This is a genomic window from Thermostichus sp. MS-CIW-15, from assembly GCF_054060575.1.
This window is the reverse complement of record NZ_JBSSDI010000049.1, coordinates 1-11,743: the sequence shown is the minus strand read 5'-3', so window position 1 is coordinate 11,743 and position 11,743 is coordinate 1. Positions and strand designations below refer to the sequence as shown.

Genomic DNA, 11,743 nt, shown 5'->3' with positions numbered 1-11,743 from the left:
ACGAGGGGATTCGGGCCTGGATGGCGCCGCAGGACCAGCCGCACGAGCGCTTTGAGTTCCCCGAGGAAGTCCTGCCCCGCGGCAACGCGCTCTAAACTGGCGCTGGCTGTCGAACGCTTGAGTTCTCTCGATCCTTTACGTGAGAGCCGAGGCCGAGCGTTCGCCTATTCAAGTCTTGGATTGGATGGGTAGGCGCTCGGCCATTCCTAAGCTCCTTTGCTTTTCACCTCATATCTTTTGCTGTACTGTGACCTTTACTGTTTTCGGAGGCTGGCCTCAGTGACTTCAACGACGTTTGGTTCCGCAGCGATGCAGGATCGCACCCAGGGCGGGTTCGCCTGGTGGGCCGGGAATGCTCGCTTGATCAATCTTTCCGGTCGGCTTTTGGGCGCTCACGTAGCCCACGCCGGCCTGATCGTCTTCTGGGCGGGAGCGATGCTGCTGTTTGAGGTGGCTCACTTCACGCCGGATCGGCCCATGTACGAGCAGGGGCTGATCCTGATGCCCCACGTGGCCACTTTGGGCTGGGGAGTTGGCCCAGGCGGCGAGGTGATCGATACCTACCCCTACTTTGTGATCGGTGTGCTGCACCTGGTCTCCAGCGCGGTGCTGGGTCTGGGAGGCATTTATCACGCCGTGCGCGGCCCGGAAACCCTGGAGCAGTCTTTCCCCTTCTTCGGCTACGACTGGAAAGACAAGAACAAGATGACCACCATCTTGGGGATCCACCTCATCCTGTTGGGGTTGGGGGCTTTCCTGTTGGTGGCCAAGGCCATGTGGTTTGGTGGCGTCTATGACACCTGGGCTCCGGGGGGTGGCGACGTGCGGGTGATCACCAACCCCACGCTCAACCCGGCGGTCATCTTCGGCTACCTGTTCAAGTCTCCCTTTGGCGGCGACGGCTGGATCATCAGCGTGGACAACATGGAGGATGTGATCGGCGGCCACATCTACATCGGCATCATCTGCATTGCCGGTGGGATCTGGCACATCCTCACCAAGCCTTTTGGCTGGGCCCGCCGTGCTCTTATCTGGTCGGGAGAGGCCTATCTCTCCTACAGCTTGGCGGCGGTCTCGCTGATGAGCTTTATTGCCACCTGCTACATCTGGTTCAACAACACCGTTTACCCCAGCGAGTTCTACGGCCCCACCGGCCCGGAAGCCTCGCAAGCCCAAGCCCTCACCTTTATCGTGCGCGACCAGCGCCTGGGGGCGAACATCGGCCAGGCCCAAGGCCCCACCGGTCTGGGTAAGTACCTGATGCGCTCTCCCACGGGCGAGATCATCTTCGGCGGTGAGACGATGCGCTTCTGGGATGTGCGGGCCCCTTGGAAAGAGCCGCTGCTGGGCCCCAATGGCTTGGATCTGGACAAGCTGAAGAACGACATCCAACCCTGGCAGGCCCGCCGTGCGGTAGAGTACATGACCCACGCGCCGCTGGGATCCCTGAACTCGGTGGGGGGTGTGGCTACCGAGATCAACACGGTGAACTTCACCAGCCCGCGCACCTGGCTGGCAGCCCACAACTTCATCTTCGGCTTCCTGTTCTTCGTCGGTCACCTGTGGCATGCTGGTCGCGCGCGCGCCGCTGCTGCCGGCTTTGAGAAGGGGATCAGCCGCGAGAACGAGCCGGTTTACCGGATGAAGCCGATCCGATAAGCCCGGAAGTCTCTCGGAGATCACAACCTTTGGCCCCCGGCAGGGGGCCTTTCTTTGGGGATCCCCCCTGCCGGGATGGACAGAGAGGGAAGCACGGGTAGAGACTGGGAAGGCCGAATGCGCAAATCGAGATGCACAAAGTTCCGGTTACGGTCATCACCGGATTTTTGGGATCCGGCAAGACCACTTTGATCCGTCACCTTTTGCTCAACAACCAGGGCCGCCGCATCGCCGTAGTGGTCAATGAGTTTGGCGAAGTGGGCATCGACGGCGAACTGCTGCGGGATTGCCAACTCTGCGAGGGAGGGGGCTCCATCCCCATTCTGGAGCTGGCCAACGGCTGCCTCTGCTGCACGGTGCAGGAGGAGTTCTTGCCGACCATGGAGGCTCTGCTGCGGCGGCGGGCAGAGCTGGACTGCATCCTGATTGAGACTTCAGGATTGGCCTTGCCCAAGCCGCTGGTGCAGGCTTTCCGCTGGCCCACCATTCGCACCGGCGCCACGGTGGATGCGGTGATTGCAGTGGTGGATGGCCAGGCCCTGGCTTCTGGGCAACTGGTGGGGGATCTGGCGGCGCTGGAGGCGCAGCGTCAGGCCGATGAGAGCCTGGATCACGAGACTCCCATTGAGGAGCTGTTTGAGGATCAGTTGAGCTGCGCTGATTTGGTGCTGCTGAGCAAGGTGGATCAGATCACGCCGAAGGAGCGAACCCAGGTGGAGAGCTGGCTGCGGCAACAATTGCGCCCTGAGGTTCGAGTTCTCCCCTGTGAGCGGGGCCAGGTTGCCCCAGAAGTGCTCTTGGGCTTCCAGGCGGCGGTGGAGGATCAGTTGGAGCGCCGCCCCAGCCACCACGACTTCGAGGAGGAGCACGAGCACGAAGCTTTTGAGTCTTTCTGCCTCAGCCTGGAGGGCAGCTATGAGCCGGGATCCCTAGTTGCCCAACTGCGTCAACTGGCTCAAGAGGAATGCCTCTACCGGGTAAAGGGGTTTGTGGCCGTGCCCCACAAGCCGATGCGCCTGGTGCTGCAGGGGGTGGGATCCCGATTTGAGACCTACTACGACCGCCCCTGGCGCCCGCAAGAGCCGCGGTTGACCCGCCTGGTGTTCATCGGCCAGAGGCTCGACCGGGAGCGCATTGCTGCTCAGCTTCAAGGCTTGGCTCACAGAGAAGCAGTGGCCTCTGCCGGCTGATCCCTGTCGGGATCCCTTACCCCTGGGGAGAGGGGAGTTGCGTGACTCTATCAAAGGTGGCCTAGAGGTAGGCGTCGAGAAGAGAGGCTACGGTAGGGAAGCGGCAGGGCAAGCCCAGCGCTGCTGGGGAGAGGGCCGGATAGACAAAGTGGCGGTGGCGCAGGCAGTACTCATCCCAGGCCGAAAGTCGCACCCGAAGTAGGAAGGCTAGGGCGCGAAATAGGCCGATGGGCAGGGGCAGGCGGAAATAAATCCGTTTTTTAAAATAGGCGCACACCTGCTCTACGCATTCATCCACCGACAAGGGGGGGTTGCCCAACACCCAATCCCCTCCCCCCGGCGGATGGGCCACCCAATGGGCCACCATCTCGGCCACATCGGCAGCGTGGATGAAGTGGAAGCTGGCATCCACCCGCAAAAAGCGGATCAAATCCAGCCAGCGGAGCACCTCCTTGAGGCCGGCGGTGATGTGGGAGTAGGGGTGGTGGGGGCTGCCGCCAAACAGCAGGGTGGGGTAGAGGGTGAGCAGGCGATCTGGCCAGAAGCTGCTTTCCTGCCGTCGCAGCAGCATCGCGTACTTGCTGCGGATGTAGTCGGTGCCGGCCTGGCCGGCGATGGCCAAAGGTTCTAACGCTTGATTCAAAAGGCTGGCAGTGGAAAAGTAGATCACCTGCTGACAGCGCTCCGGATCCAACAAGCTGAGCAACTCCAAGGTGTGGGTGACGTTCACCGCCCAGGTCAGGGTGGGATCCCCCCAAGCCGCCGCCATGTGGATCAACCCATCCATCTGCCGCAGCAGGGCGGCGTGTTCCCGAATGCGCAGGAGATCGCCGGCCACCAGGGTGATGGGGGCAGGCAAACGCTCCGGGGGCAACCGCAGGCGGCTGGGGTTGCGGATAAGAATGTACAGGTGGTAGGCGGGCTGCTCCGGAAACTCGGGATCCCTTTGTTGGGCCAGGCGCTCCAACACATAATGCCCCAGACAGCCGCTAGCGCCGGTAAGAAACAGGTTTCGCAAGAGATCTTCCCAACGGCAACTCATCGAAAAAGCTTCTGACTAGTCTACCGCCTTAGCTTGCGCCTGCCGGATTGGCTTAACCCCCAATTCCCCTAACGGGCAACTGCGCCCTGTTCCAAGCCAGGCAGCAACCTGGAAATTTGGCCGCGAGAATGGCAGCATAGTTCGACAGGGATCCCACTCCCAGGGAGATTTGGACCTCGCTCAACTCGACTTCTGCCTGTGGCCGCAACCTCTTCTCCCCCTGCTGGACGGGTGTTCAGCCTTTGGCCTCCCCTAGCCCTTGTTTTGCAGCGGCTGGTCCAAGCGGTGCCGGTGCTGCTGCTGATCACGGTGCTCAGCTTTTTGCTCCTGCAACTGGCCCCCGGCGATTTTTTGGATCCCTTGCGGGCGGATCCCAGTATCAGCCAGGAGTTTATCGCCCAGGAAGAGGCGCGGCTGGGCTTGGATAAACCCTTGCTTTGGCAGTATTTGACCTGGCTGGGCAATCTGCTGCAGGGGGATTTTGGCGTCAGCTACACCTATCGCGTGCCAGTAGCGCAGCTCATCCTCTCCCGCGCCGGCGCCACCCTGCTGTTGGCAGTGTGCTCCGTTTTGCTGACTTGGATGATCGCCATTCCGCTGGGGATCCTGGGGGCGCTGCAGCAGAACACTCCTCTGGATCGGGCGTTGCAGTTGCTCAGCTACCTGGGGCAGGCCATGCCCAGCTTTGTGCTGGCCATTTTGCTGCTGATCGTGGCCCAAAACGTGGGCTGGCTGCCGGTGGGCGGGATGACCAGTGTTTATTTTGCCGAGCTGGGTTGGGGGGGAAAGCTGCTGGATCTGGGCCGTCACCTGCTCTTGCCCACGCTGGCCCTGAGCATCACCAGCTTTGCCGGGCTGCAGCGGATTACCCGCGGCAACTTCTTGGACGTGCTGCGGCAGGAATACATCCAGGCGGCGCGGGCGCGTGGGATCCCGGAATGGCGGGTGATCTGGCTGCATGCATTGCGCAACGCCGTCAACCCCTTGATCACGATCTTGGGCTTTGAGTTTGCCAATTTGCTCAGCGGCTCTTTTATTGCCGAGTTTTTCTTCAACTGGCCGGGGCTGGGCAAGCTGCTCTTGGAAGCGGTCCAGAGCTTCGACATCAACGTGGTGATGGCCGGGCTTTTGCTGGGGGCCGTGATGCTCATTCTGGGCAATTTGTTGGCCGATCTGCTCTTGATGTGGGTGGATCCCCGGATCCGACCTGAGTCTTTGCTTTAGGGGCTTTGGATCCTTCCCCAAGAGCTCAGGTTTCCTGTTGTACATTGGGTTCAAGTTGGAAAACGAGGGATCCCCCATGCACTTTCAACCCGACGGCGCTCTGGACGACAGCTTACCTGGGGTAGCTGCGGAAGCAGTGGTTTGGAATGCGCTGCGGCAGGCCCTGGGATCCGATCCCGGCTACCTCCTCCATCAGTTCAGTATCTATAACCATCAGGGCCACGTCACGGCCAAGCCCGACATCCTATTGATTCATTTTGAACTGGGCTTTTGGGTTTTCGAGTGTAAGGGCTGCAACCTTTACAATATCGAAGCCATCGACGGCAGCCAGTGGCGCATGCGGGAGTGGCACAGGGAAACCGAGACCCCCTTGGGGCAGGCCGATAACCAAATGTTTCAGATCAAGAATTGGCTGCAGCAAAATCCGGAAACCCGGCCTCTCCAAGCTCGCGTTGCCTGGCAATATCGGCTGGCTTTGCCTCGCATTCGGCGACAAGAATGGCAGGAGCGCTTCGGGGATCCCCCGTTTCTCGGGGCGCTGCTTTTTGCAGATGATTTGGAGCATCCAGAGCAGTTGCGGCAGACTCTGTATGCGGCCAAAAAGGCCAATGGCGCTCCTCTCAACGCCACAGAATGGGAAGTGATCCTCAAAACGTTGGGAATAAAGTTGGGGGATCCCGGCGATGACCCAATATCTTACAGCTACGATCCCCAGGCGGTGATCCGTCGCGTCCAAGAGCAGATCTTTAAGCTTGATGAAGACCAACGCAAAATTGCCACCCAATATCCTGAGGGGCCACAGCGGTTGCGGGGCCTGGCGGGGACAGGCAAAACGGTAGTCTTGACTCGCAGAGCGGCCAAGATCCACGCCGACCACCCCGATTGGGACATTGCGGTAGTTTTTTACACCCGCTCTCTCTATCACCAAATTCGCGAGCAAATCTCAAAGGTCTGTCAGAGCAAGTTTGACCTTGAGCCGGACTGGAAAAAGATCCAGGTGATGCACGCCTGGGGATCCCAAAATCAAACTGGGTTCTATCGATTGCTCGCTAACGAATGTGGCTTAACGCCCAAAAGCTTGGAGCGGGCAAAGGCAGAGCTAAGGGATAAAAATGACTATACAACTGAGCCCTTCGACTACGTCTGCGAAAAGTTAGAAAAAGAAGCCAAGGAAATCCCTCAGCTCTTCGATGTTATTTTGATCGATGAAGGTCAAGATTTGCCCCCTGCCTTTTACCGTTTAGCCTATCGGGCTTTACGGGATCCCAAACGGCTCTATTGGGCCTATGACGAAGCCCAGGGCATTGGCTCGCTGACGGTGCCAGGAATAGCCGAGCTATTCGGGCGCGACGAGACAGGCAAGCCCAAAGTGCAGTTGGGAGGGCGGGCCACTGTGTTGCCCCATTGCTACCGCACTCCGAAGATTATTCTCATGGCTGCCCATGCCATCAACATGGGTCTTTTGCGTGGAGACCAGCCTTTGCAGGGAGTTACTCAAAAAGGGCAGTGGGAAAATTTAGGTTACGAAGTGGTAGAAGGCGATTTTCGTAAGCCTGGATCCACAATTACCCTCACCCGCAAGGCTTGCCATCCCATCGATCAAGAAGACTTTGAGCCCAAGGTGGATCCGCAATCGCTGCTAATCTGGCGCACCTTCCCTTCTGAGGAAGAGGAGCAGAATTGGATTGCCCAACAAATCGAGCGCGACCTGAAGCAGTGGAGTTTTCAGCCGGAGGATCTCCTGGTTACCGGTGTAGGCAGCTTCAAGAAGAGCAGACCTTATTGGGAAAGCCTGAAGGCCAAGCTCAAACAAAGAGGAATTAGAGCTCTCATAGCCGGCGAAGATGCCGGTCAGGATATTTTCCGCTTGCCGGGGCATGTCACCCTAGCGGGGATCTTCCGGGCCAAAGGCAATGAAGCTTGGAAAGTCTACGTTTGCCAGTTTCAAAACGCCACCGAACCGGGGCTCAGTGTGGAAGAGCAACTGCGCCGGCGCAACCAAGCTTTTGTGGCCTTGACACGCACCAAGATCTGGTGTGTCGTGACAGGGATCTCCCCCCAAGACCACCTGGCCCCCGCCTTTCAAGAGCTGCAGCAGGCCAAGGAACAGTACCCCTATCTACGCTTCCCGGCCTTTAATAAGGGATCCCTGCGGCGAATTCATGAAATAGATCCGGACTCGGAAGGCGTCTGATAGGCTACCATCTGCCCTCGAGCGAGCTCAGCTCTGCCATCGCTTTTGCCATGTCGTCCAAGTCGTTTACTCGCTCCTCAATAGCTGCAAGAATTTCGTCGTAGGCGGTGGCAGAAACGGAGCTGAAGCCCAGGGATCCCTTTCCAAACCCAGAGGGGTGGGCGGCAAAGTTGCTGCAGCCTGTTGCTTGGCGAGCTTGATTAAGGCGGGCGATCTCTTGGGCCAAAAGATCCCGTTTGCAGCGGAGTTGGTCAATTTTCGCAACGTACTCTTTCAAAAGTTGTACAAGCTCTTGTTTTTTGGCTTGCAAGTCTTCTATTGAGGCTTTTAGATTCTGCTCTTCTGTACGCAATTGTGAAAGCAATTCTTGCTGAGCTTGGATCTGGGATCCCAACTCAAAATAGGTTTGAGCATCAGTTCCATCGCCGGCTTTCTCTTCCTGCCGAAGGGGTGTCCAATTGGCAAGAGCAGCCCGCAGATCGGCCAGCTCGTTTTGCAGGTGCTGTAAACCTAGCTCTTGCCGGCTTTTGAGGTGCTCCAGAGATTGCTCCAGCAGGTGGATTTTGGCTTTGGACTCACTCCCAGCCAGGGCGGAGGCGAGGTAGCCGGTCATGCCCGTAGCCAAAGCGGCTGCCCCCGACTGCCACAGGGATCCGCCGGATCCCAGGCTGCCGAGGGCCACGGCAAGGCCAGCCAAAGCGGGAAAAGCATTGACCCAAAGCTGGCGAGGGGGAGAAGACGGCATCGTCGGCCCCAGAAACAGGTTTTCATTGATCCTAACTGCTGTTTGGGGAGGTTTCCTCACCCGCAGCCCTTCTCCCTTGAGGAGCTAGCAACGCAACTTGCAGCAACAGGGCTGCCGGGATCCCTTAGCCGATGCTGAGGCTGCTGATGTTGCACCGTCCCAGGGCAGGTGCCGTTCGCCTCACCAAGCCCGTCAGCACATTGCCAGGGCCGATTTCCCACACCTCTCGGATGCCGTCGGCGGCCATCTGCAGCACCGTTTCTCGCCAGCGGACTGGGGCAGTCATCTGAGACAGCAGTGCCTGCTTGAGGACCTGGGGATCTCGGCTAGCGGCAGCCGTGCAATTGCTGTAGACCGGCACTCGCGGAGCCTGAAAGTCAACCTCGCGCAAGGTGTGGGCAAAGGTTTCCGCCGCCGCCTGCATCAAGGGCGAGTGGAAGGCGCCGCTGACTTTGAGGGGAACGGTGCGCTTGGCCTGCAACTGCTCACAGATGGCCTGCACCCCCTCGACCGAGCCGCTGATCACGACCTGATCCGGGCTGTTGTCGTTGGCAATGACCACATCGGGAGTCATCTGGCACAGGTGCTCCAGCTTGTCGCGATCAAACCCAATCAGCGCCGCCATGCTGCCGGGGGGATCCCCTGCAGCTTCCATCAACTGGCCCCGCAGCGCCACCAGCCGCAGGCCAGTCTCAAAATCAAATACCCCCGCGGCGTAGAGGGCGCTATATTCTCCCAAGCTGTGGCCGGCTGTACAGGCGGGAACCTGACCCTGAGCGTAGAGATAGTCCGTCAGCAGGGCCGATACAGTGAATAAAGCCGGCTGCGTGTAGCCGGTCTGATGGATCTGCTCTTCCGAGAGCGCCAGGGGATCCCATCCCAGCACCTCGCGGGCCACAGCCAACTTGCGGGCCGCCCCTGGCCAATCTTGTAAATCCCTTCCCATGCCCACGACTTGGGATCCCTGACCGGGATAGATCCAGGCAACGCTCATCAGTTCAATACTCTCCAACTCATCTGCCCCAACGAAAGACAATTGCTCCCCAGGTGAGGCCGGCGCCGAAGCCAGCCATCACCCCCAAATCCCCAGGGCCAAACCGCCTTTGGCCAATCCAGTCGGCCAGCGCAATCGGCACCGAGGCGCCGGAGGTGTTGCCGTAGCGCTCCAGAACGCTGGCCACCCGCTGGGGATCCAACTGCAGCCGCTTGGCCACAGCATCGAGGATGCGCTGGTTGGCCTGGTGGATGAAGTAGCCTTGCACGGCTGCTGCGGCAATCCCAGCTCGAAAGAGAGCCTTCTCGATAATCTCCGGCACCGCTTGGACGGCGAACTTGTACACCTCACGGCCGTTCATGGCGATGGGGCAGCAGCGGTATTGACCCACCTGCAGGGATCCCACCAGGGGCCTGGCCTCGGTGGCCATGGCCAGGCTGAGCAGCTCGCTGCCACTGCCATCGCTGCGCAGCTCGATGCTGAGGATGCCGCCGTCCCCCTCTCTTGCGGCTTCCAGCACCACCGCCCCTGCCCCGTCCCCAAATAGGACACAGGTGGTGCGATCTGTCCAGTCCACTGTGCGAGAGAGTACGTCCGCCGCCACCACCAGCGCCCGCCGGTACAGCCCGGTTTGCAGAAACTGGGCCGCCGTGGCCACAGCAAACACAAACCCTGTACAGGCTGCCGTCAGGTCAAAAGCCACCGCCCGTGTCGCCCCCAGCGCTGCTTGCACCCGCGGAGCGGAGCCGAAGCGATCGACGCCGGTGGAGGTGGCCAGGAGGATTAGATCCAGCTCCTGGGGCGGGATGCCGGCCTGCGCCAGGGCAGCCTTTGCCGCTTGCGCCGCCAAATCCACCAGGCTGAGGTCGGGGGGCAGGATGCGCCGTTGGCGAATGCCGGTGCGGGGCCAGATCCACTCGTCGGAAGTCTCCACGATCTGGCTGAGGTCGTCGTTGCTCAGGCAGGGAGTCGGCAGGGCAGCCCCCACCCCCACCAGCCGCACGCTCGGGAGGCCATTGCTGGGCATGAACGCTATCCTTCCACCCGATCCAGGGATCCTACCGGCAGGGCTTCTGGACTGGGGTTAGAGGCTGAGGCCAGAGGAGGAGCATTCTCTCCGGCATTGACTTTGGATGGGTGAGAGTCGGCCATTTCCGCTTGCAGCCGCTGTAGGATCTTCTGCTCCGCCGCCTCTTTGGCCAGGCGAATGGCATGGTAGACCATCGCCGCCTTGGAGCTGCCGTGGGTAATGACGCAGATGCCGTTCACCCCCAGCAACAAAGCGCCGCCGTATTCCACATAGTCCATGCGCCGCTTCACCTGCTTCAGATTGGGCTGCAGCAGCCAGCAGCCCAGCTTGCCACGCCAGCCGCGGGGCAACTCCTCCCGCAGCACCTGGGTGATCACCTGGCCGACGCTCTCGGCAAACTTGAGCAGGGCGTTGCCCACAAAGCCGTCGCACACCACCACATCAAAGTCCCCCGTCAGCACGTCTCGCCCCTCGGCGTTGCCGGCAAAGTGAATCCCCGGCAACTGGGTCAGGCGCTGATGGGTGGCCAGGGCCAGGTCGTTGCCCTTGTTGGGCTCCTCGCCAATGTTGAGCAGGCCCACCCGCGGCTTCTCAATCCCCAGCACGCACTGGCAGTAGAGGGATCCCATGCGGGCAAATTGTTCCAAGAAGCGGGGCCGGCAGTCCACGTTGGCTCCCACATCCAAAAGCAAGACCGGCTTGCCCTTCAAAGTGGGCAAAAGAGCACCGATGGCCGGGCGGTCGATCCCCGCCAATCGGCCCAAGTTGAGGTAGGCAGCGGCCATCGTAGCCCCAGTGTTGCCGGCAGCCACCACTGCATCTGCCTGCTTGGCGCGCACCTGTTGCATGGAGACGTTGATAGAGGCTTGCGGCTTCCTGCGCACCGCCAGGGGCTCTTCCGCCATGCCCACTACCTCCTCAGCGGGCACGACGGTGATCCCAGGAGGCAGGGGCCGGGGCAAGAAAGGCTCAAGCGCGTCTGGACGGCCGACCAGCGCAATCCCCACCTGAAGATAGCGATGGGCCAGCAGGGCGCCCTTGATGATCTCTTCGGGAGCGTAGTCACCTCCCATCGCATCAACTGCAATTCGCACGAGCTGACCTCACACTGGAACACTCCTGACAGATAAAATGCGGGGATCTCCGCTGCTCCTCTGCCTCGAGAAGTTGGGATCCCGCTATCTACAAGGCGCTACCGAATTTTACCAGATTTGCTCTCTTTGGTTGAGGCCGTCAAGCCCTTGACACTCCCAGCGCCTGAAGGCAGGGGATTCTTACGCAGCCCAAAATGGACTGGCGAAGGCGCTGTCAAGACGCCCCTAGATAGTCTTTTGAGGCATAACCTCAAAGTTCTGCTTACTTCGGAGGACTTCAGTTCCTCCAGGTTAGTCATTGCCGCGCGGGTTTGGCACCGCAGTAGGTTGTTTTCCTGGAGAAGCTCTAAAGAAGCAACTAAAGTGGCTCAAGGGCTTTTCCGCCCCGTCCTCAAGTACGGGGCTACCAAGCTATCCTTTTGTGTCAAAAGGAATGTGTGGGCACTGCCTGCCTGCTTGGGAAGACGACAGGACACAGCTGATACATTTACGCTGAACACTGCTGAGCATTACTGCTCAGCGGTGAAGCGATAGCATTCTGTCCGTTTCCGTTGTCACTACGCGACGCTGA

General features: G+C 60.0%; 9 protein-coding genes and 1 pseudogene. 5 read left to right on the top strand and 5 right to left on the bottom strand.

The features are described 5' to 3' along the window. The 3 genes and pseudogenes from ACVW0R_RS12825 to cobW form a co-directional block, all read left to right on the top strand. Window positions 1-95, top strand: a pseudogene (locus ACVW0R_RS12825) (photosystem II protein D2); the annotation flags it as partial. 214 nt (window positions 96-309) lie between these two features. Then, window positions 310-1,659: a photosystem II reaction center protein CP43 gene (psbC, locus tag ACVW0R_RS12820; protein WP_041438536.1), complete on the top strand. Its 1,350-nt coding sequence runs from the start codon at window positions 310-312 to the stop codon at window positions 1,657-1,659. 131 nt (window positions 1,660-1,790) lie between these two features. After that, window positions 1,791-2,849, top strand: coding sequence for a cobalamin biosynthesis protein CobW (gene cobW, locus ACVW0R_RS12815; RefSeq protein WP_011431159.1), 1,059 nt, complete (start codon window positions 1,791-1,793; stop codon window positions 2,847-2,849). A 61-nt stretch (window positions 2,850-2,910) separates the two neighbouring features. Here the strand turns inward: cobW and ACVW0R_RS12810 are convergent, their stop codons facing one another. Next, window positions 2,911-3,891 carry an NAD-dependent epimerase/dehydratase family protein gene (locus ACVW0R_RS12810; RefSeq protein WP_414389557.1) on the bottom strand — a complete coding sequence of 327 codons (981 nt, stop codon included), beginning with the start codon at window positions 3,889-3,891 and terminating at the stop codon, window positions 2,911-2,913. Between the two features lie 198 nt (window positions 3,892-4,089). Here ACVW0R_RS12810 and ACVW0R_RS12805 point away from each other — a divergent pair, with 198 nt between their 5' ends. Both ACVW0R_RS12805 and ACVW0R_RS12800 read left to right on the top strand, forming a co-directional pair. Continuing rightward, window positions 4,090-5,115, top strand: a complete 1,026-nt coding sequence (locus tag ACVW0R_RS12805; protein WP_011431161.1) for an ABC transporter permease — start codon at window positions 4,090-4,092, stop codon at window positions 5,113-5,115. Between the two features lie 76 nt (window positions 5,116-5,191). After that, entirely contained in the window at window positions 5,192-7,309 is a 2,118-nt protein-coding gene (locus ACVW0R_RS12800; RefSeq protein WP_071813564.1) for a DEAD/DEAH box helicase, read from the top strand. Window positions 7,310-7,313: 4 nt separating this feature from the next. On the opposite strand, the gene ACVW0R_RS12795 is transcribed toward ACVW0R_RS12800, so the two are convergent. From ACVW0R_RS12795 to plsX, 4 genes are all read right to left on the bottom strand, one after another. Further along, window positions 7,314-8,054 carry a hypothetical protein gene (locus ACVW0R_RS12795; RefSeq protein WP_011431163.1) on the bottom strand — a complete coding sequence of 247 codons (741 nt, stop codon included), beginning with the start codon at window positions 8,052-8,054 and terminating at the stop codon, window positions 7,314-7,316. A 124-nt stretch (window positions 8,055-8,178) separates the two neighbouring features. Beyond that, complete coding sequence (fabD, locus tag ACVW0R_RS12790; RefSeq protein ID WP_457502155.1) at window positions 8,179-9,048, bottom strand: ACP S-malonyltransferase; 870 nt, start codon at window positions 9,046-9,048, stop codon at window positions 8,179-8,181. 19 nt (window positions 9,049-9,067) lie between these two features. Further along, complete coding sequence (locus ACVW0R_RS12785; RefSeq protein ID WP_011431165.1) at window positions 9,068-10,075, bottom strand: beta-ketoacyl-ACP synthase III; 1,008 nt, start codon at window positions 10,073-10,075, stop codon at window positions 9,068-9,070. Between the two features lie 5 nt (window positions 10,076-10,080). After that, entirely contained in the window at window positions 10,081-11,172 is a 1,092-nt protein-coding gene (gene plsX, locus ACVW0R_RS12780) for a phosphate acyltransferase PlsX (RefSeq protein WP_011431166.1), read from the bottom strand. Window positions 11,173-11,743 lie beyond the last annotated feature (571 nt).